21 protein-coding genes are annotated in these 18041 nt (G+C 74.4%); 7 read left to right on the top strand and 14 right to left on the bottom strand.

Going from position 1 to position 18041, the window contains the following annotated elements:
* Positions 1–41 precede the first annotated feature (41 nt).
* Together AB0J46_RS45575 and AB0J46_RS45570 are read right to left on the bottom strand one after the other, a co-directional pair.
* On the bottom strand, positions 42–644 hold the full coding sequence (locus tag AB0J46_RS45575) for a histidine phosphatase family protein (protein ID WP_364341773.1): 603 nt from the start codon (positions 642–644) through the stop codon (positions 42–44).
* A 52-nt stretch (positions 645–696) separates the two neighbouring features.
* Entirely contained in the window at positions 697–1917 is a 1221-nt protein-coding gene (locus AB0J46_RS45570) for a PEP/pyruvate-binding domain-containing protein (RefSeq protein ID WP_364341771.1), read from the bottom strand.
* A 58-nt stretch (positions 1918–1975) separates the two neighbouring features.
* On the opposite strand from AB0J46_RS45570, the gene AB0J46_RS45565 reads away from it, so the two are divergent.
* The gene (locus AB0J46_RS45565) at positions 1976–2365 is read left to right on the top strand and encodes a DNA-binding protein (protein WP_364341769.1); all 390 of its coding nucleotides are present in this window, start codon (positions 1976–1978) and stop codon (positions 2363–2365) included.
* Positions 2362–2997 (top strand): transcriptional regulator, encoded by a 636-nt coding sequence (locus AB0J46_RS45560; protein ID WP_364341768.1) that lies wholly within the window; start codon positions 2362–2364, stop codon positions 2995–2997. The genes AB0J46_RS45565 and AB0J46_RS45560 overlap by 4 nt, the downstream gene beginning before the upstream one ends.
* A gap of 100 nt (positions 2998–3097) precedes the next feature.
* Here the strand turns inward: AB0J46_RS45560 and AB0J46_RS45555 are convergent, their stop codons facing one another.
* The 7 genes from AB0J46_RS45555 to AB0J46_RS45525 form a co-directional block, all read right to left on the bottom strand.
* Positions 3098–4489 (bottom strand): MBL fold metallo-hydrolase, encoded by a 1392-nt coding sequence (locus AB0J46_RS45555; protein ID WP_364341766.1) that lies wholly within the window; start codon positions 4487–4489, stop codon positions 3098–3100.
* 171 nt (positions 4490–4660) lie between these two features.
* Positions 4661–4930, bottom strand: coding sequence for a metal-sensitive transcriptional regulator (locus tag AB0J46_RS45550; protein WP_352328991.1), 270 nt, complete (start codon positions 4928–4930; stop codon positions 4661–4663).
* 81 nt (positions 4931–5011) lie between these two features.
* Positions 5012–5740, bottom strand: a complete 729-nt coding sequence (locus AB0J46_RS45545) for a hypothetical protein (RefSeq protein ID WP_364341764.1) — start codon at positions 5738–5740, stop codon at positions 5012–5014.
* The gene (locus AB0J46_RS45540) at positions 5727–6239 is read right to left on the bottom strand and encodes a SigE family RNA polymerase sigma factor (RefSeq protein ID WP_358010973.1); all 513 of its coding nucleotides are present in this window, start codon (positions 6237–6239) and stop codon (positions 5727–5729) included. Before AB0J46_RS45540 ends, AB0J46_RS45545 begins: the two co-directional genes overlap by 14 nt.
* A gap of 325 nt (positions 6240–6564) precedes the next feature.
* Positions 6565–8802 carry an Orn/Lys/Arg decarboxylase N-terminal domain-containing protein gene (locus tag AB0J46_RS45535; protein ID WP_364341762.1) on the bottom strand — a complete coding sequence of 746 codons (2238 nt, stop codon included), beginning with the start codon at positions 8800–8802 and terminating at the stop codon, positions 6565–6567.
* Positions 8803–8897: 95 nt separating this feature from the next.
* Positions 8898–9434 carry a 2'-5' RNA ligase family protein gene (locus AB0J46_RS45530; RefSeq protein ID WP_364341761.1) on the bottom strand — a complete coding sequence of 179 codons (537 nt, stop codon included), beginning with the start codon at positions 9432–9434 and terminating at the stop codon, positions 8898–8900.
* Positions 9435–9474: 40 nt separating this feature from the next.
* Entirely contained in the window at positions 9475–9969 is a 495-nt protein-coding gene (locus AB0J46_RS45525; protein WP_364341759.1) for a helix-turn-helix domain-containing protein, read from the bottom strand.
* 94 nt (positions 9970–10063) lie between these two features.
* On the opposite strand from AB0J46_RS45525, the gene AB0J46_RS45520 reads away from it, so the two are divergent.
* Positions 10064–10444, top strand: coding sequence for a TIGR03618 family F420-dependent PPOX class oxidoreductase (locus tag AB0J46_RS45520; RefSeq protein ID WP_358300405.1), 381 nt, complete (start codon positions 10064–10066; stop codon positions 10442–10444).
* Here AB0J46_RS45520 and AB0J46_RS45515 read toward each other — a convergent pair.
* The gene (locus AB0J46_RS45515; protein ID WP_364341757.1) at positions 10413–11516 is read right to left on the bottom strand and encodes a hypothetical protein; all 1104 of its coding nucleotides are present in this window, start codon (positions 11514–11516) and stop codon (positions 10413–10415) included. The two genes, AB0J46_RS45520 and AB0J46_RS45515, sit on opposite strands and share 32 nt — an antisense overlap.
* Positions 11517–11636: 120 nt before the next feature.
* Between AB0J46_RS45515 and AB0J46_RS45510 the strand changes: the two genes are divergently transcribed.
* A complete protein-coding gene (locus AB0J46_RS45510) occupies positions 11637–12716 on the top strand; it encodes a hypothetical protein (protein WP_364341755.1) in 1080 nt (359 codons plus the stop codon).
* Positions 12713–13342 carry a response regulator transcription factor gene (locus AB0J46_RS45505; RefSeq protein ID WP_364341754.1) on the top strand — a complete coding sequence of 210 codons (630 nt, stop codon included), beginning with the start codon at positions 12713–12715 and terminating at the stop codon, positions 13340–13342. The genes AB0J46_RS45510 and AB0J46_RS45505 overlap by 4 nt, the downstream gene beginning before the upstream one ends.
* Positions 13343–13373: 31 nt before the next feature.
* Here AB0J46_RS45505 and AB0J46_RS45500 read toward each other — a convergent pair whose 3' ends face one another.
* A complete protein-coding gene (locus AB0J46_RS45500; protein WP_364341752.1) occupies positions 13374–14150 on the bottom strand; it encodes a methyltransferase domain-containing protein in 777 nt (258 codons plus the stop codon).
* Positions 14151–14255: 105 nt separating this feature from the next.
* Here AB0J46_RS45500 and AB0J46_RS45495 point away from each other — a divergent pair, with 105 nt between their 5' ends.
* Positions 14256–14798 (top strand): RICIN domain-containing protein, encoded by a 543-nt coding sequence (locus tag AB0J46_RS45495; protein WP_358300420.1) that lies wholly within the window; start codon positions 14256–14258, stop codon positions 14796–14798.
* Here the strand turns inward: AB0J46_RS45495 and AB0J46_RS45490 are convergent.
* A complete protein-coding gene (locus AB0J46_RS45490; RefSeq protein WP_364341750.1) occupies positions 14786–15400 on the bottom strand; it encodes a TetR/AcrR family transcriptional regulator in 615 nt (204 codons plus the stop codon). The genes AB0J46_RS45495 and AB0J46_RS45490 overlap by 13 nt on opposite strands.
* 69 nt (positions 15401–15469) lie before the next feature.
* On the opposite strand from AB0J46_RS45490, the gene AB0J46_RS45485 reads away from it, so the two are divergent.
* A complete protein-coding gene (locus AB0J46_RS45485; protein WP_364341748.1) occupies positions 15470–17002 on the top strand; it encodes an FAD-dependent monooxygenase in 1533 nt (510 codons plus the stop codon).
* Positions 17003–17031: 29 nt separating this feature from the next.
* On the opposite strand, the gene AB0J46_RS45480 is transcribed toward AB0J46_RS45485, so the two are convergent.
* Positions 17032–17352, bottom strand: coding sequence for a multidrug efflux SMR transporter (locus AB0J46_RS45480; protein ID WP_352360314.1), 321 nt, complete (start codon positions 17350–17352; stop codon positions 17032–17034).
* 2 nt (positions 17353–17354) lie between these two features.
* Entirely contained in the window at positions 17355–18002 is a 648-nt protein-coding gene (locus tag AB0J46_RS45475) for an NAD(P)H-dependent oxidoreductase (RefSeq protein ID WP_364341746.1), read from the bottom strand.
* Positions 18003–18041 lie beyond the last annotated feature (39 nt).

The raw sequence follows: 18041 nt of genomic DNA, 5'->3' as shown, positions 1-18041 counted from the left end.
CATCCCCTGACGCCACCTCCCGACGCCCCCAGGCCCGCCGCTCACGGCCACATGTCCTGCGGGAACCCGGTCCAGCGCAGGCCGGACGGGAGGTGGCTCAGGTCGTTGAACATCACCATCGTGGGCGGCAGGCCGGTGCGGTACTCGATGATCGTCAGGCCGGTGTTGGCGCTGTTCAGGCCGAGCCACCGGGGCGGCGGCGCGTCCAGCGCGTGCCGCACCAGCCAGGCGATCTGACCGGCGTGCGTCACCAGCACCTCGTGCACGTCGGACGCGGGCTCGCCGGGGACCCTCGCGAACCGGGCGACCAGGGCGTCGGCGAGCGCGCGGCCCGCCGCCGCCTCCGCCTGGTCGAAGCCGTCGAAGTAGCCGGCCCAGGACGCGGGCGTCTCGGCGGGAGCGGGCACGTACGGCACGTGGTCGACGAGCTCGTCGGCCGCGGCCACGGGCACGCCGGGCAGGCGCCGGGCGAGCTCGCGCGCGCTCTCGGCGGCACGCGGCAGCGGCGAGTGCCACACCGCGCCGATCGGCATCCCGGCCAGCCGTTCGCCGAGCAGGGCCGCCTGCTGCCGCCCGGCGTCGGTGAGCTGCCCGAACGCGTCGGCCGCGCCGTGGCGGGCCAGGTAGAGGCGTCGTAGCGACATAGGTGGTCGGGGAGCGGCGTGTCGCGGGCCGCTCCCCTCTCCTTTCCCAGGGTCAGGTGGCGGTGACGGTGCCGGCGGTGCCGTCGACGGTGACGAGCGTGCCGTCCCGGAGCCTGCTGGTCACGTCCGGGACGCCGAGGACGGCGGGGATGGCGTGCTCGCGGGCCACGATCGCGGCGTGCGAGAGCACGCCGCCGGTCTCGGTGACGACGCCGGCGGCGATGCGCAGCAGCGGCGTCCACGCCGGGTCGGTGAAGGGGCAGACGAGCACGTCGCCCGGGAGCACGCGGGCGAAGTCGCGCGGTCCGCGCACGATCCGCGCGGTGCCGGTCACGGCTCCGCGGCTGCCCGGCGTCCCGACGAGCGCCCCGGCCGGCACGTCCGCCGCCGGGGCGGGCCAGCCGGCGGGCGGGGGAGCGGCGGTGATGGGGCGGGCCTGCAGGATCCAGACGCGGCCGCCCGCGACGGCCCACTCGACGTCCTGCGGTCCGCCGCGCAGGGCCGCGATCCGCGCGCCCAGCCCGGCCAGCCGCACGGCGGTCGCGTCGTCGATCGCCGCCCGCCCCCGGACGTCGTCGGGCACGTTCCGCACGACGAGCCGCGCGCCCTCCCGGTCGAGCCGGGTGCGTTTGTCGGCCACGGCGCGCACGACCGACCCGTCCGCGGCGACCCGGTAGGAGTCGGGGGTGACCGTGCCGCCCACGACGCTGGGCCCGAGGCCCCACGACGCCTCGATCCCGGTGGGCTCGTCCGGCCCGCCGGGGGTGAACATGACCCCGGACGCCTCGGCGTCCAGGTGGCGCTGGACGACCACGGCCATCGCCGGGCCGTCGCCGGACCGGCGGCCGGCGGCGGCGCGCGGCGAGAACAGCGAGGCCCAGCAGGCGCGCACGGCCTCGGCCACCCCGCCCGCGCCGCGCACGGCGAGGAAGCTCTCGTACCGGCCGGCGGCCGAGCTCAGGCCGGTGTCCTCGTCGGCCGCCGACGACCGCACGGCCACGGGCGGGTCGCCGAGCGCGCCGAGCCCCCGTGCCAGCGCCGCGGCCAGCCCGGCGTCGAGCGTGAGTGCCTCGATCGCCCGCCGGGCCGCGGCCAGGTCGTCCGGTCCGGCGGTGTGCCGCCCGAGGTCCAGACCGCGGACCGCGGCGAGGTAGGCGGCGAACGGCACCACGAAGCCGTCCGGGACCGGCAGCCCGGCCCGCAGCAGCGCGCCGAGCGCGCCGCCCTTGCCCCCGCAGGTGTCGGCCGCGGCCTCCTCAAGGGGTACGATCATCCGCCCGCCCTTCAACAAAATGTTGACGATGTCCCGCCGATTGTGAATCATGGCCCGCATGCAACGCAACCACGACCCCGCCCTGAACGCGGACCAGCTCCACGCCCAGCGCGAGACGGAGGCCCGCCGGCGGCTCATGGCCCTGGGCGCCGACCTGCTCGACCCGCGCCCGTGGCAGCCCCCGCCCGTCCCGCCGTCGGCGGTCGACCTGACGCGGTTCGCCGTCTGGCGCAACGCCGGCCTGGAGCCGGAGGACATCCTGGGCGCGCTGGCCCTGCTGCCCGCCGCGCGCGCCGAGGTCGAGGCGATCGAGTCGGCCCTGCTGTTCACCGCTCGCAGCGCGGGGCTGACCTGGGCGCAGATGGCGGAGGCGATGAGGTTCAACTCGCCGCAGGCGTGCCAGCAGCACTACACCCGCCTGACCACCCGTCAGGAGGCCGGCTCATGACCTGGCAGTCCGCGCCCGGCCTGCTGGCGCTGCACGCCGTACGCGTCACCGGCTTCGCCGACACCCCGGTGCTCGCCCGCCGGTACGCGCTCGGCGTGGCCGAGACGGAGGAGGAACTGCTCGACGCCGAGGCGCGCGGCTGGGTGAGCCGCTCCCAGTTCGCCGGCACCGGCGGCTGGTCGCTCACCGAGACGGGCCGGGCCGAGGACGAGCGGCGCCTGGCCGCCGAGCTCGACCGGTCCGGCGGCGCCGAGGAGGTCCGCGACGTCCACCGCGAGTTCCTCCCGCTGAACGCCCTGCTGCTCAAGGCGTGCACCGACTGGCAGCTGCGCCCGGACGGCCGCGACCGGCTCGCCGCCAACGACCACTCCGACCCCGCCTGGGACGCCCGGATCCTGCACGAGCTCACCGTCGTCGGCCGCGCCCTCCAGCCGCTCGCCGACCGGCTGACCGGCGTCCTGGCCCGGTTCGGCGGGTACGACACGCGTTTCACCGCGGCCCTGGCCCGCGCCCGCAACGGGGAGGGCGCGTGGGTCGACCGCACCGACGTCGACTCCTGTCACCGCGTCTGGTTCGAGCTGCACGAGGACCTGATCTCCACCCTCGGCCTCGACCGCCACGCCCATTCCTGACGGCGGTGGCCTCCGGGCGCCGGGTGGTGTGGTGCGCGCGCGGCAGGCCGAGCGGCACGTCGCGGGAGCCCGGGATGTGCGCGGCGGCGAACTCGCCGGGTCAGTCGTCGGTGATGGTCAGGCCCGCCTCGGCGGCCGCCGCGTAGGCGTCGTCGATGTGCACCACGCGGCGTCCGGCGCGGGCGAGCAGGCTGGTGGCTGCGGCAGCCCGGTAGCCGGAGCCGCAGTGCGTCCACACCGTGCCGGCCGGGACGTCGGCCAGGCGGTGCGGCAGGTCGGGCAGCGGGATGTGGGTGGCGCCCGCGACGTGGCCGGCCCGCCATTCGTTGGTCATGCGCACGTCCAGCACGACGTCCGGCGCGGGCAGGTGCGCGGGCGCGCGCCCGGCGCGGACGGCGGCCAGGTCGGCGAACGTGGCCACCGCCAGCTCGCCCAGCCGGTCGTCGTGGCCGCCGGCCCACCGGCCGGGGTCGCCGGTCGCGGCGGCGGCCGGGCGGTCGACGCCGATGCGGGCCAGTTCGCGCTGGGCGGCGGCGACCTGCGCGGCGTCCTCGCCCAGCAGGGTGATCGGCGCGCCCCAGGGAGCCATCCAGGCGAGCCAGGTGGACATCGGGCCGTCGAGGCCGAAGCTGAGGGTGCCGGTCAGGTGGCGGCTGGCGAACGCCTTGCGGGAGCGCAGGTCCACCACCCACTCCCCGGCCGCGATCCGCTTCCCGAGCTCCTCGGCGTCGGCGGTCCGTACGGGGGTGAGGTCGATCGGGCCGCCGCCCTCGGAGTTGCGCGGGCCCATGTGGGCGTAGTACGCGGGGTAGGCGTCGAGACCGGCGAGGGTCTGGGCGACGAAGTCGTCGGCCTCCAGGCGCAGCGCCGGGTTGGCCTGCCGCTCGCGGCCGATCGTGGAGGCCGGGGCGTCGGCCTGCGTCGCCGAGCAGAAGCTGCCGAAGCCGTGGGTGGGCCACACGTGGGCGCCGTCGGGCAGCAGGTCGGCCAGGCGGTGCGCCGAGATGTGCTGGCGGTGGGCCAGGTCGTGGGCGTGCTCGGCGCCGAGCAGGTCGGTGCGGCCGGTGGTGCCGAAGAGCAGGGAGCCGCCGGTGAAGACGCCTTCGGGGCCGTCCGGGCCGGTCAGGATGTACGACAGGTGGTGGAAGGTGTGGCCGGGCGTGGCGACCGCCTGGACGCTCATGGCGCCGGACAGCGTGACCTCGTCGCCGTCGGAGACCGGCCGGCGGTCGAACCGCACGGTCTCGTCGGCGGCGACCAGGTAGGCGGCGCCGGTCACCCGGGCCAGGGCCAGGCCGCCCGAGACGTAGTCGTTGTGCAGGTGGGTCTCGGCCACGTGGGTGATGCGCACGCCGAGCCGTCCGGCCAGGGCGAGGATCCGGTCGATGTCCCGCTGCGGGTCGACGACCAGGGCGACCTGGCCGTCGTGGGCGAGGTAGCTGCGGTCGCCCAGGGAGGAGGTCTCCACCACCTCGATGTGGATCGTGCTCATCTTCTTCGCCGCCTTCGTGTCGTCGCAGTCGCGGTCCGGCCGGTTTCCGGTTCAGGGACCGTCCTACCCATTGATACCCTGGGGGGTATCCCGTAGGTAAAAAGACGGGCATGCTCGGGCGTACGAGTTCATTCGTCGCCTTCGGATGCCCGTGGGGAGATCAGTGCCGCATCAGGACAGGGCCAGGAACAGCTTCTCCAGCCGCTCCGGCGTGATGGCCGGCTCCTCGCCGCGCTCGCGCGCCGCCTGGCACTGCTGCAGGCCGGTGGAGATGATCTTGAATCCGGCCCGGTCCAGGGCCTTGGACACCGCCGCGAGCTGGGTCAGCACCCGCTCGCAGTCGTCACCGTTCTCGATCATGGCGATCACCCCGCCGAGCTGGCCGTGGGCCCGCTTGAGCCGGGTGAGCGCCTCGGCCAGGACGGCCGCGTTCATGTCCATTCGCTCCACCTCCACCGCCAATATACCCCCCGAGGTATGGTGCCGCACACGTCCGCAGGGGCGCGGTGGAGGCGGAGGCGGTCACGGGTTGGGGGTGAGCCCTTCGGCGATCTTCTTCAGCTCGGCGGACACGGCCCCGGTTTCGCGGAACTCCTTGGCGTACGTCGGGCTGAACATGATCTCGGCCCACTGCTTGTCGCCCATGCGGAGGAAGAGGGTGGGGGTGCCCTTCATGCCGTCCTCGCCGACGTTCTGGACGACCAGGTAGCCGCCGCGGTCGCCGACGGTCACCTCCTCGCCGTCCCCCTCGTCGCGGTAGGCCGCGATCCGGTCGCCGACCTCCTGGACGGACTCCTCCTCGTACATGTAGATCTGCACCCGGTAGGAGCCCGGGTCGTCGCCCTCGTAGAAGTAGGCGGTGGTGTACTTGTCGCCGAAGTCCACCGACCAGCCGGACCACTTCAGCCGCTCGGGCAGGTATCCCACTTTGACGTGCCCGAACTTCATCCCGTCGCCCAGGTCGCCGAGGCTCGGCGGTTCCGACGGCTGGGGCGGGGTGTCGTCGATGGCGGGCGGCTCCGGCGTCACGGAGATCGTGACCTGGCTGCCCGTCGCGGTCGTCGTGCTCGCGCCCAGGTACGCCACGGGCGCGGCCACGACCGCCACGGACGCCGACAACGCCGCGATCCGGCCCCGCACCCGCCTGCGCCGGGACCTGCTCACCACCCGTTCCACCAGGTCGGGCGCGGCGTGCAGCCGGGCGGTCTCCTCCGTCATGAGCCGGAGGAGCTCCTCCTCAAGCGTGGGCATTCCTGATCACTCCTTCCACTGTCTCCCGTCCGAGGGCCGAACGGAGTTTGGCCGTCGCCTTCGACGCCTGGCTCTTGACCGTGCCGACCGAGCAACCGAGCACCTCGGCGGTCTGCGCCTCGCTGAGGTCCTCCCAGTACCGCAGGACGATCACCGCCCGCTGCCGGGGCGGCAGGGCGCGCAGCGCGTCCATGAGCACCTGGCGCAGGTCGGTGTCCGTCGCCCGGTCCGGGGTGTCCGGCGGGCTGTGCATCGGGATGATCCTGAGGATCGCCCGGCGGCGGGCCCGGCTGATGGCGGCGTTGACGATGACGCGGCGCACGTACGGCTCGGGGCTGTCGTGGCGGACCCGGTCCCAGTTCCGATAGGTGCGCTCCAGCGCGGTCTGTAGCAGGTCCTCGGCCTCCGCCTCGTCGCCGCAGGCGAGGTAGGCGACCCGTAGCAGGCTCGTGGCGCGTGCGGCCACGAATGCGCCGAAGTCGTGTTCCGTGGCGCTCACGGCTGTCTGTCCGATTTCACGCTTCCTTATACGCCTGGGCCCCGGCGGCGGTTGCCCGCGAGAGCGGGGGAAGGCGGCGGGCGCCCCTTCGGAGCGAGTCGATCGACGGGAAGATCGTGCGGCTGTCCACCGAGCCGGCCAAGGGCCACGTGGGGACCGTGCGGGAGGCCGTCGAGTTCGAGCCGGCCGGGCAGCCGCCGGCTGATCGTCGGCACCCGGCAGGATGGCGCTGCTGTCGCAGGAGCACACCGCCGGTGGCAGCGGGAAGGGCCCGCGAAGTCGTCCGTCACCCCCCTGACCGAGGTCGGCCCTTCGGGGGCGGCCGTCAGTCGCGGAGGACCTCCACCCAGTAGCGGCCCTCGCCGTCGCGGTGGGCGCCGTGGATGTCGGTGGCCAGGTCGGGGAAGGTCCGGTCGAAGTCCTCCAGGGCGCGCAGGTAGTGCATCAGCGGGCCGTCGGCCGCGCCGGTCGCCTCGCCGGGCATCAGCATGGGGATCCCGGGCGGGGTGACCACCACGGTCGCCGCCACCACCCGCCCGGCCAGCCGGGCCAGCGGGACCCGCTCGGTACGGGACCGGATCATGGCCTGGTAGACGTCGGCGGGCGTGGAGACCGGCTCGGGCAGCGCGGTGAAGACCTGGTCGAGCAGCGCGCCCACGCCCGAGTCGCGCAGCTTCGCGTGCACCTCGCCGCAGAACGCCCGCAAGGACACGCCGGACGGCCCGAACCCGGGCAGCACGTCCGCCAGCGCCCGGTCGCCGTCGTAGGCGTTCTTGAAGTCGGTGAGCGCGTCGATCAGCGTGCCCCACTTGCCCTTGGTGATGCCCATCGAGAACAGCACCAGCAGGGTGTGGTCGCCGGTCTTCTCCACCACGATGCCGCGCCGCTGCAGGTAGGCGGCCACGACCTTGGCCGGGATGCCCCACTCCAGCGTGCCCTCGGCCGCGTCCGCGCCGGGGCAGGTGATCGTCACCTTGACCGGGTCGAGCAGGGCGTAGTCGTCGCGCATTCCGTCGAAGCCGTGCCAGGCGGCGCCGGGCTCCAGCACCCAGCAGCGCGGCTCCGAGCACAGCAGCGCCGGGTCGGCGTCGGCGAAGGGCACGGCCCGGCCGGTCTGCGGGTCGAGCACCGAGGGCGGCTGCCAGAGGCCGAAGAACCAGCCGGGCCGGTGGCCGTCGTCGCGGATGCGGGCGGCCAGCCGGGTCATCGCCTGCCGGAACCGGACCGCCTCGACGATCGCCTCGCCGGTCAGGAACGATCCGGAGGGGCCGTCCATCATCGCCGCGGCCACGTCGAGGGAGGCGATCATCGGGTACAGCGGCGAGGTCGAGGCGTGCATCAGGTACGTCTCGTTGAACGCGTCGAAGTCGACCGGCGCCCGCGGCGCGGGCCGGACGTGCAACATCGCCGCCTGCGACAACGCGGCCAGCAACTTGTGCGTGGACTGCGTGGCGAACACGGTGGGACGCCCCGGGCCGGGCAGCGTGCGCTCGTCGACCGACATGGCGTACCGGCGGGAGTAGAGCGGGTTGAACCGGCCGTAGGCGAACCACGCCTCGTCGAAGTGCAGCCGCGGCACGGTGTCGCCCAGCAGCTCGGCGACCCGGACAGCGTCGTAGCAGACGCCGTCGTAGGTGGAGTTCGTGACGACCGCGTACGCGGGGTCGCCCGCCGCGAGCGGATGGCCGGCCACCCGCGCCCGGACGGCGGACGCCTCCAGCGCGGCGGCCGGGATCGGCCCGGCCAGCCCCAGCCCGTTGCGCTCAGGAACCAGGTAGACCGGCCGCGCGCCGCTGATGGCCAGCGCGTGCTGGATCGACTTGTGGCAGTTGCGGTCGACCAGGACCGTGTCGTCGCGGGCGATCGCGTGGTGCCCGACGATGCGGTTGGCGGTGGAGTTGCCGTTGACCACGAAGAACGTGCGCTCGGCGCCGAAGACGCGGGCCGCGTTGTGCTCGGCCTCGCCGATCGGGCCGGTGTGGTCGAGCGGCGAGCCCAGCTCCCCGACGGAGATCGACAGGTCGGTGCGCAGCAGCCGCTCGCCGTAGAAGTCGAAGAACGCCCGGCCCACGGGCGACTTCAGGAACGCCACGCCGCCCGCGTGCGCCGGGGTGTGCCAGGAGTAGGGGTGGTGGTCCTCCAGGTGCAGCAGCGCGCGGAAGAACGGCGGGAGGATCTGGTCGGCGTACTGGTCGGCGGCGTGCGCGATGCGCCCGGCGATGAACTGCGGGGTGTCCTCCAGCGGGAAGACGTAGCCCTGGATGACCTCGTACACCCACAGCGGCAGCTCCTGGTCCTGGGTGATCAGGAAGACCGGCAGGCCGCGGAAGCGCTTGGCCACCGCGGCCAGCAGGTCTTCGGCGCCGGGCGCGTCCCAGGCCGCGAGGATCGCGGTGAGGGAGGCGTCGGACCCGACCACCGCCAGGGCGTCGGCCGTGCGGCGGGTCCAGCGCACCTGCAGGCCGAGCTCGCCCATCTCGGCGCACACCCGGCGGATCTGCTCGGCGAGCGCCGAGTCGGCGTCGGGGTGTTCGGTGACGGCGGCCAGAACCGTTCGCTCCATACGGCACTCCGTGATCGATCAGGGACGGGAATCTCTCTGATCGTAACGCCAAGGAATGGCAAAGACACGGTAAGTGACGAAAGCCTGTCAGGCGCTCAGGAGTGCCGTCCGAGCGCGAAGGACCGGTCCGCGTGCCAGCGGCGGCCGTCGCTGACCAGCAGGCGCACCTCGCGGACCCGGGCGGCCAGCGGCAGCCCCGCGGCCAGCTCGGCCTCCACGTGGTCGAGGAGCTCCGGTTCCTGCTGGTCGGCGACCGTGAGATGGGGGACGATCGAGGCGAACCGGCCCCCGTAGGGCGGGGCCTCGGGCCACCGGGCGGCGACCGCGTCCGTCAGCTCCCGGAACGGCCGCTCGGGGTCGGGGGAGAGGTAGAGCACCCCGGGGAACCTGCCGCATCCGGTGAACCGCACGTCGAAGGCGGGATGCGCGCCGATCAGCCGGTCGAGCGCCTCCTCGTCGAGACGGTCGCGATCGAGGAACGGGTACAGGATCGTCACGTGCGCGGGGACGCCGTCGGCGGCGACGGCGTCCAGCCGGGCGCGCCAGGGGCCGACCAGCGGCTCCGCTTCGGGGATCGCGACCACGAGCGCCGTTCCGCCGGCTCGGTAAGGGCCCGGTTCCGTGGGAGGCATGACTCAGGCTCCCAGGCCGTCCGTGGCGCCGGCCACCGATTTATCCGGGCCGGTCGGCCGCGGCGCCGGCCGCCGTCTTGTCCGGGCCGGCCGCGCCGGGGCCGGGCAGCAGGTCGACGTCGCCGGCGTGCATCGGCGCGCCGCAGTGGGCGCAGCGCAGTTCCACGGCGCTGATCTCGCCGCAGGCGTGGTGGCGGAAGAGCACGGGCGGCCCGGCCTGGCCCGCGAGCCACCGGTCACCCCATCCGGCCATGACCATGAGCAGGTCGACCAGCTCGGCGCCCTTGGTCGTCAGGTGGTACTCGTGGCGCGGCCGCCGGTCGTAGGGGCGGCGTTCGAGGACGCCGTGGTCGATGAGGTGGGTGAGCCGTTCGGTCAGCACCTTGCGGGAGATGCCGAGATCGGCCTGGAGCTGGTCGAACCGACGCACCCCGGCCCACACGTCCCGCAGGATCAGCGGCGACCACGGCTCGCCGATCACGTCGAGGGTGCGGGCGATGGAGCAGGCCATCTCCGCGAAGTTCGTGCGCTGCATGGCCCCACCCTACCTTTCGGGGTTCCCTGAAGGAACTCTCGATGCTACGGTTACAGAGTCTCCTCAAGGAACTCCAGAAGCCCGGAGAGAACCCATGAAACTCGACCCCGACGTGCGCGGCGTGCTCGACGGCACCCCGATCGCCCACCTCGCCACCGTCCTGCCCGACGGCGCTCCCCATTCCGTCCCGGTCTGGATCGGCACGCACGGCGACCATGTCGCCGTGCTCACCGGCCCGCGCTCGCGCAAGGCGCTCAACCTGCGGCGCGACCCGCGGGTCGCGCTCTCCCTGACGCCGCCCGGCGACCCGTTCCGGCCGGTGCTCGTCCGGGGCAGGGTCGTGGAGTGGGTCGAGGGCGAGGCGGGATGGGAGATCGTCGACCGGATCGCCGCTAAGTACATCGGCGGTCCCTACTCGCGCGCGGAGGAACGGGTCGTCCTGCTCATCGAGCCCGACCGGCAGAGCGCGGGCTGACCTCCGCCACAGGCTGCGGGCTCGCCCGGCGGCGCCGGTGGTAGCAGACGGCGGCGGTGGCCAGCGCGGCGCCCCACACCGGCCAGAAGCACTCCGGCAGCCAGGCTCCCCACTCCTCCAGGGCGAACCGGCCGGCCACGGTCCAGCGGATGTAGGTGAGCCCGGCCACCGTGACGATGATCGAGACGAACCCGGCCGGGACGACCGCCAGCAGCGGCGGCACCCGCCGGCCGCGCAACCCCGGGATCCACCGCGGGAACACCTCGCCCCACCGCTGGACCAGCCCGAGGGTCAGCACGCCGCCCAGCGCCCCGAACGTCGCCAGGTACGCCCCCGCCAGCCACAGCCCGTCCTCGCCCGCGGCCAGGAACTCCGCGCTCACGCCGAGCGGGATGCCCAGCGCCCAGGCCCACCGGGTGGCGCAGTAGACCAGCGGCACCGCGACCGCCACGTACACCGCGATCCGCCCGCGCGCCGGGGTGAACCAGTTCCCGCGCCCGCGCCCGTGGTGCCGCGCGGCGGCGGCCAGCAGCAGGCCGCCCAGCACGCACACGAGCTGGTTGAGCACCGGCCACGGCCAGGCGTCGGCGAACGTCGCGCCGCCGAGCCCCCAGCCGAAGAGGGGCGCGGCCAGGAGCAACGGCGTGTAGGCGACGCCCATCATCAGCCGCGAGTCCGGAACCACCAGCACCAGCAGCGCGGCGATCGGCCAGGCCACAAGGACCGGCACCCGCCCCCACACCCCCTTCGCCGGGCGCTCACCACCCCGGGGGCTCGCCCCGGGTCGGCGTGGGGGAGGGTCGTTCGGTCCGGGGGTGTTCGCCGGGTGGGCGTCGTTGCGGCGGGTGAGGGCCAGTGCCGTCGCGGCCACGAGGGCCGAGAACGCCGCGATCCACCAGCCGAACGGCGGCGCCGTGCCGGCCAGGATCGACAGCGCGCCGTCGGGGTCGGGATCGTCGGCCCCCCAGGGATAGCCGGGCGCCCCGAGCGCCCACGCCGCGCCGAGCAGGCCGTAGGCGACCGCCCACAGCGCCGCCGCGTACCCGTACCGGCCGGAAGTGAAGATCGTCATGCCGACGAGCCTTCCAGCGCGGGCGCGCCGCGGGCAGATGCCGTTCGGCACCTCCCGCGGGTCGCGGCAGTGCCGTTCGGCACGTGGGGGCGCGCGGCGCGGGCGCATATCGTGTCCCGGGTGAACGTGCTGTGGATGGCCGCCGCCGCGCTGCCGGCGGCGGTCGCCGTCGCCGTGGCGGCGATCGGGTTGTTCCTGACCGGGAGCAGGGCCGGGAGCAGGGCCGGGAGCAGGGCCGGGTGGCTCGCCTGGCTGGTGCTGCCGGCCGCGGGCGCGTCCCTGGCGGTCACGGCCCTGTGGCGGGCCGCCGGGGGGCCGTCCACGCCGGGCGTCGGCGCGCTGGGCATGGCCGAGAGCGCGGCGCTGACGGTCGCGGCCGGGCTGGTCGTCCGGTACGCGCCGGTCCGCCGGGCCGTGCCCGCGGCGCTGCTGGCGGGGCTCGCCGCGGCCACCTGGCTGCCGCGGGTCTTCACGCCGGCCTCCGCGCTGGAGGCGGTGGGGGCGTGCGCGTTCTGGGGGGCGGGCGTGCTGGCGGGCGCCGCCGTGGGCGCCTACCTGCGCCTGCTCGACGTACGGCAGCGGCGGGCGGTGGCCGACACCCGCACCGTCCTGCGGCTGCGGCTGGCCGGCGACCTGCACGACTTCCTCGCCCACGACATCAGCGAGATGGTCGCGCACGCCCAGGCGGGGAGCGTCGCGGGCGATCCGCTGCGGGCGCTGCAGCGCGTCGAGGCGGCCGGTCAACGGGCCCTGTCCACGCTCGACCGCACGCTCGACATGCTCCACCACGGCCGGCCCCTCGGCCCGTCCGGCGACCTGGACGGCATCGCCGAGGCCGCCGCGCGCTTCTCCGCCGCCGGGCCGGCGCACGTCGACGTGCGGATCGACCGCACGGCGGCCGTCCCGGCGGAGACGGCGGCGCTGGCCTACCGGATCGTGATCGAAGGGCTGACCAACATCCGGCGGCACGCGCCGCGGGCCGGCCGCGTCGAGCTGTCCGTCACGACGCCGGGCGACGTCCTGGAGATCACCCTGACCAACGACGGGACGTCCGGCGGGGCGGGCCGCCGCCGCGGCGGCTCGGGCCTGCCCGGCCTGACCGCGCTCGTCGCCGACCAAGGGGGCGAGCTGGTCGCGGGGCCCGTGCCGGACGGGTGGTCGCTGGCGGCGCGGCTGCCGCTGCGACAATCTCCCGGGTGAGCATCCGCATCCTCGTCGCCGACGACCAGGAGGGCATCCGCGACGCCTTCCGCCTGATCCTGGACGCCCAGCCCGACCTGAGCGTGGTGGCCGAGGCGGCCGACGGCCGCACCGCGATCGACACCGCCCTCGCCGTCCGGCCGGACGTGGTGCTCGCCGACATCCGCATGCCCCGCGCCGACGGCATCGAGGTGACCCGCGCCCTGGCGGGCACCGGCATCCACGTGGTGGTCGTCACCACGTTCGGGCTGGAGGAGTACGTCCAGGCGGCGCTCAGGCACGGCGCGGCCGGGTTCGTGCTGAAACGTTCGGGCCCCGCGCTGCTCGTGGAGGCCGTCCGGGCGGCCGTGAACGGCGACATGCTCATCAGCCCCCAGCTCACCGTCCGGCTGCTGCGCGGCGGCGGCCCGGAACGGGAGGTCTCGGACGTGGTGCTGACCGAGCGGGAGGACGAGATCGTGGCCCTGGTGGCTCAGGGGCGGACCAACGCGGAGATCGCCGCCGAGCTCTTCCTGTCCCCGGGGACGGTGAAGAACCATGTCGCCGCGGTCCAGCGCAAGATCGGCGCGAGGAACCGCGTGATGATCGCGGGATGGGCGTGGGCGACCGGCAGGGCCCAGCCGTGACGGGGGGCGCCCGTCCGTGCCGTGCCGCCGGTCAGGGGAGGTGGCGGGCCAGGTAGAGGGCCGTCTCGACGTTCAGGTCGACCTGCTCGCCGAGCGTGTCGAGAAGCGTGCCGAACAGGTTCTCGCGCACGTCCTCGGCCAGGATGCGGTAGGACGACTGGGTGGACAGCAGGGCGACGTAGTCGGCGGCCGAGACCGTGCGTCCCGACCGGTAGAGGCGGGTGCCGAGGTCGCCGAACTCGGACGGCAGCCCCATCTCCCCGGCCCACTCGCGGGCCCCGGCCTCCTCGCCGATGGGCCTGCCGATCGGGCCGGTGTTGGGCCTGATGTGCGGGGCGAACCGCTCGTGCGCGGCCAGCAGCCGCGCGGTCACCCCCTCGTCGGCGGGCCAGTCGACGTTCCAGAACAGGGCGAGCCCGCCGCCCGGGGCCAGCGCCGCGGCGGCCCGCTGCCAGCGCACCTCCTTGTCGACCCAGTGCCACGCCTGTGCGCAGTACAGCAGGCCGAACGCCCGCTCCGGGACGTACTCCTCGAACGCCGAGACGGTGACCGTCACGTTCGGCCGGCCGGCGGTCCGCCGGGCCAGCACGGCGGCCATGGCCGGATCCGGCTCGGTGGCCACGACCTCGACGCCGGTCGCCGCGAACAGCTCCGTCGCCTTCCCCGTGCCCGCGCCCACCTCCAGCGCGGGCCCCCCGGCGTAGGCCAGCACGTCCGCGGCCAGCTCCGCCGGGTAGCCGGGCCGGACCCTGTCGTACTCGTCGGCGACCTCGCCGAAGACCCTTCCTTGAATTCGTTGTGTTGTCATGTGCACGATCCTCATTCATGATCGTCCAGGCGCACAACCCCGCCGGCGCACATTGAGTACGCGCTACTCAGGCCGTACGAGCCCCGCGGCCGCAGGCTTGGGCGCATGAAGAGACACCTCCTTCGCCCGGCGGCCGTCGCCGCCCCGCTGCTCGTCCTCGCCCTCACCGCCGCCCCGGCGCCCGCGTCGGCCTCGTCCGTCTGGGCCGCCTCCAACGTCCAGCTCGTCAACCGGCAGACCGGCAAGTGCCTGACCATCGCCGGGGGCGTCAGCACGGAGAACAACGTGCACGCCGTCCAGTACGACTGCGACAGCCACCCCTCGCGCCGCTGGGACGTCTGGGGCTACTCCAGCGCGGCCCTGCAGGTCAGGAACCGCCAGACCGGCAAGTGCCTGACCATCGCCGGCGGCGTCAGCACCGAGAACAACGTCGTCGCCCTGCAGTACACCTGCGACACCCACCCCTCGCGCTACTGGGCGCTCGGCAACCGCGTCGGCCAGTACGTCGAGTTCCGCAACGTGCAGACCGCCAAGTGCCTGACCATCGCCGGCGGGGTCAGCACCGCCAACAACCTGGAGGCCGTCCAGTACACCTGTGACGGGCACCCGTCCCGGTTCTGGGAGATCCGCGACTACTACGGGAGCTGACCGGAGGACGCGCCCAGCAGGGGCAGCCACACCTCGTCCACGATCTCGGCGATCGACTCCTCCGGCACCCGGCGCATCGTGACGAGCATGTCGTGCCGGAGCAGGTCCAGCGGCAGGTTCACCACCCTGGACGAACGCGGCACGTCGGGCAGCTCGCCGCGCTCGACCGCCCGGCCCACGATCGTCTCGAACGCGGTCGCCCGGCCGGGCGGCAGCAGGGTGTCGCGCAGCTCGGTGAGGCTGGTGCCGGCCTCCCGGAAGTAGTCGGCGAGCTGCACGCTCATCAGCGTCAGCATGCCCGCGCGGTCGTCGCCGGCGTTGCGCAGGAACCCGACGGCGTCCTCGCGCAGGCTGCCGGTGTCGGGCACGTCGATCAGCCGCCAGAACTTGGCGAGGGTGGCCAGCAGCAGGTCGTCGCGCCGGGGCCAGCGCCGGTAGAGCACCGGGCGGCTGGTGCCGGCGCGGGCGGCGACGGCCTCGAAGGTGAAGCCGTGGTAGCCGTGCTCGACCAGCACCTGCCAGGCGGCGTCGAGGATCGCCTCCTCCAGCGCGGGGCCGCGACGGCGGGACGCGCCGCCGGAGGCAGGGTGCTTGAGATTCACTTGCGTATCTTATCCCGGCGCCCTACGGTGGCCGGAATTAGATACAGCCCTGTACCCAAAGGATCGTCCATGATGTTCGACGTCATCGTCGTCGGCGCCGGGCCCGCCGGCCTCTTCCTCGCCTGCGAGCTGCGCCTGGCCGGCGTGCGGCCGCTGGTGCTGGAACGACGGCCTGAGCCCGACCTGTCGGACAAGGCCCACGGCCTGGCCGGGCAGGTCGTCCGGCTGCTGGACCACCGCGGCCTGTTCGAACGCTGCGGCGGCCGGGGCGTGCCGGCGCCGGCGCCGGGCCACTTCTTCGGCGGGATGCCGTTGCCGCTGCACACGCTCGGCGAGGACAACCCGATGTACCTCCTGCCCTGCGACCAGCGAGACCTCGAACGGGTGCTCGCCGCGCGCGCGGCCGAACTGGGGGCGGAGGTGCGGCGCGGCCAGGAGGTGATCTTCTTCGGCCAGGACGACGACCGGGTCGAGGTCGTGACCCGCGGCCCCGGCGGCGCCGAAACCACCCTCACCGCCCGCTACCTGGTCGGCTGCGACGGCGGCCACAGCATGGTCAGGAAGGCGGCGGGCATCGGCTTCCCCGGCGTCAGCGACGACCACGTCGTGGACCGCTCGGCCCTCATCGGCCCGAGCGAGCACGTCCGGATCCTGCCCGGCGGGCGCGTCCTGATCGAGGGGCTCGGCGAGATCCCCGCCCACTTCCACCGCACCGATCGCGGCGTCTTCACCCTCCTGGCCCACGACCCGCGGCGGCCGCTGATCAACACCGCCGAGTGGGAGGAGCATCCGGCGGGCGGCTTCCCGGGGCCGGGCGCGCCGATGACGCTGGCCGAGATGGAGAAGAGCGTCGAACGCGTCCTCGGGGTGCGCCTGCCGCTGAGCCCGCCGCCCGAGGGAGCGCCGGTCATGCTGCGCCGGCTGTGCGGGCGCAACACCCGGCTCGCCGACCGCTACCGCGCCGGACGCGTCTTCATCGCCGGCGACGCCGCCCAGGTGAGCCACGGGCCCACCCTGAACCTGGCGCTCCAGGACGCCGCCAACCTGGCCTGGAAACTCGCCGCCGCGCTCCGGGGGCAGGCCTCGGAAGGGCTCCTGGACAGCTACGAGACCGAGCGCCGCGCGTGCGCGGGACGCGTGGTCACCCAGACCCTGGCCGCGACCGCCCTGCTGGCGCCCGGCGCCGAGGTCACCGCGCTACGACGGCTGTTCGCCGAGCTCCTGGGCCGTACGGAGAACCTGCGCATGATCGCCGAGCTGATGGCGGGCGGCGACGTCCGCCACGACATGGGGGAGGAGCGGCCCGCCGGGCCCACCGGCTGGTTCGCGCCGTCCCTGGCGCTGACCACCGGCGACGGGCGGCCGCGGCGCCTGGCCGAGCTGATGCGCGACGCCCGCCCCCTGCTCCTGGACCTGACCGGCGGCGACGCCCTGGCCGCCGCCGCCGCGCCCTGGCTCGGCCGGGTGCGCCATGTGGCCGCCACCGCCGCCGACGCTCCCGCCCCGGCGCTGCTCGTCCGGCCCGACGGCTACGTCGCCTGGGCGGGCGCGGGCCCCGACGGCCTCAGGGGCGCCCTCGCCCGCTGGTTCGGCCCGAGCTGAGCCCGGCCGCCCGTCCGGGCAGGGAGGGGTCACTCCGGGCTGGTGAGGCGGGCCAGCACGATGCCGCCGACGATCAGCGCCAGCGCCGCCATCCGGCCGATCGACATCGGGTCCTTGTGCACGACGACGCCCAGGGCGATCGCGCCGACCGCCCCGATGCCGGTGAAGACCGCGTACGCGGTGCCGACCGGGAGGGTCTTCATCGAGTACGACAGCAGCCAGACCGCGGCCACCATGAGGACGAAGCAGATCAGCGTGGGCAGCGGCCTGGTGAAGCCCTGGGTGGGCTTGATGCTCTGCGCCCAGGCGATCTCGACCAGCCCGGCCAGCCCGAGGATGAGCCAGTTCATCGTCAGAACTCCTTCCCCAGGTCGCGGGCGCCGCGCAGCGCGGACGCGTACAGCTCGTCGTGCTGGGCGCGCAGGTGGAAGAGGCCGGGGTCGACGCGGGAGTTGGCCAGCTCGGCGGCGACGACGGTGGTGTCCTCGACGGCGAAGTGGCCGGCGAAGAAGTCACGCAGGTAGCGCTCCTGGTAGTCGAACCTGGCCTTGGGGGCGCCGGGCGAGTAGGCCCCGCCGCGCGCGGTGGTGACCACGAAACGCCGCCCGGTCAGGGACATCTTGGGGAAGGTCACCTGGTCCAGCCACGCCTTGAGCGCCGACGGGATCGAGTAGTTGTACATCGGGGTGGCGATCAGCACCACGTCCGCGGCCACCAGCTGGGACAGCAGCGGCTCGACGATCGCCCAGGCGGCCGCCTGCTCCGGGGTGCGTGCGGCCTCGTGGTAGCGGGAGATGTCGGTGATCTGGTTGGCCATGACGTAGTCGCACAGCTCGGTCCACGCCTCCCCGATGTGCGGCACCGGCTCGGCGGCCAGGTCGCGGTGGACGTAGGTGCCCTCGGGGTGGGCGGACCGCCACGCCTCGGCGAAGGCGTCGCCGAGCTCGCGGCTGATCGAACGGCGTCGGGCGCTGGCGTCCAGGTGCAGCAGAACGGCCATGAGAGGGGCTCCTCGAAATAAGTGGACATGACGTCCGGT

The organism is Nonomuraea sp. NPDC049758 (assembly GCF_040674635.1).
In the GTDB taxonomy this organism is placed as follows: Bacteria; Actinomycetota; Actinomycetes; order Streptosporangiales; family Streptosporangiaceae; genus Nonomuraea.
The sequence above is the reverse complement of the archived record's forward strand: the minus strand, read 5'-3'. Positions and strand labels throughout refer to the sequence as shown.

What these genes read in the sequence shown, in the direction of transcription:
- AB0J46_RS45560 (WP_364341768.1), top strand. Translation starts at nt 2,362, where the DNA reads ATGACCTGGCAGTCCGCGCCCGGCCTGCTGGCGCTGCACGCCGTACGC.
- AB0J46_RS45555 (WP_364341766.1), bottom strand. Translation starts at nt 4,489, where the DNA reads ATGAGCACGATCCACATCGAGGTGGTGGAGACCTCCTCCCTGGGCGAC.
- AB0J46_RS45525 (WP_364341759.1), bottom strand. Translation starts at nt 9,969, where the DNA reads ATGCAGCGCACGAACTTCGCGGAGATGGCCTGCTCCATCGCCCGCACC.
- AB0J46_RS45530 (WP_364341761.1), bottom strand. Translation starts at nt 9,434, where the DNA reads ATGCCTCCCACGGAACCGGGCCCTTACCGAGCCGGCGGAACGGCGCTC.
- AB0J46_RS45550 (WP_352328991.1), bottom strand. Translation starts at nt 4,930, where the DNA reads ATGGACATGAACGCGGCCGTCCTGGCCGAGGCGCTCACCCGGCTCAAG.
- AB0J46_RS45500 (WP_364341752.1), bottom strand. Translation starts at nt 14,150, where the DNA reads ATGACAACACAACGAATTCAAGGAAGGGTCTTCGGCGAGGTCGCCGAC.
- AB0J46_RS45565 (WP_364341769.1), top strand. Translation starts at nt 1,976, where the DNA reads ATGCAACGCAACCACGACCCCGCCCTGAACGCGGACCAGCTCCACGCC.
- AB0J46_RS45515 (WP_364341757.1), bottom strand. Translation starts at nt 11,516, where the DNA reads ATGACGATCTTCACTTCCGGCCGGTACGGGTACGCGGCGGCGCTGTGG.
- AB0J46_RS45535 (WP_364341762.1), bottom strand. Translation starts at nt 8,802, where the DNA reads ATGGAGCGAACGGTTCTGGCCGCCGTCACCGAACACCCCGACGCCGAC.
- AB0J46_RS45495 (WP_358300420.1), top strand. Translation starts at nt 14,256, where the DNA reads ATGAAGAGACACCTCCTTCGCCCGGCGGCCGTCGCCGCCCCGCTGCTC.
- AB0J46_RS45480 (WP_352360314.1), bottom strand. Translation starts at nt 17,352, where the DNA reads ATGAACTGGCTCATCCTCGGGCTGGCCGGGCTGGTCGAGATCGCCTGG.
- AB0J46_RS45545 (WP_364341764.1), bottom strand. Translation starts at nt 5,740, where the DNA reads ATGCCCACGCTTGAGGAGGAGCTCCTCCGGCTCATGACGGAGGAGACC.
- AB0J46_RS45570 (WP_364341771.1), bottom strand. Translation starts at nt 1,917, where the DNA reads ATGATCGTACCCCTTGAGGAGGCCGCGGCCGACACCTGCGGGGGCAAG.
- AB0J46_RS45575 (WP_364341773.1), bottom strand. Translation starts at nt 644, where the DNA reads ATGTCGCTACGACGCCTCTACCTGGCCCGCCACGGCGCGGCCGACGCG.
- AB0J46_RS45520 (WP_358300405.1), top strand. Translation starts at nt 10,064, where the DNA reads ATGAAACTCGACCCCGACGTGCGCGGCGTGCTCGACGGCACCCCGATC.
- AB0J46_RS45475 (WP_364341746.1), bottom strand. Translation starts at nt 18,002, where the DNA reads ATGGCCGTTCTGCTGCACCTGGACGCCAGCGCCCGACGCCGTTCGATC.
- AB0J46_RS45485 (WP_364341748.1), top strand. Translation starts at nt 15,470, where the DNA reads ATGATGTTCGACGTCATCGTCGTCGGCGCCGGGCCCGCCGGCCTCTTC.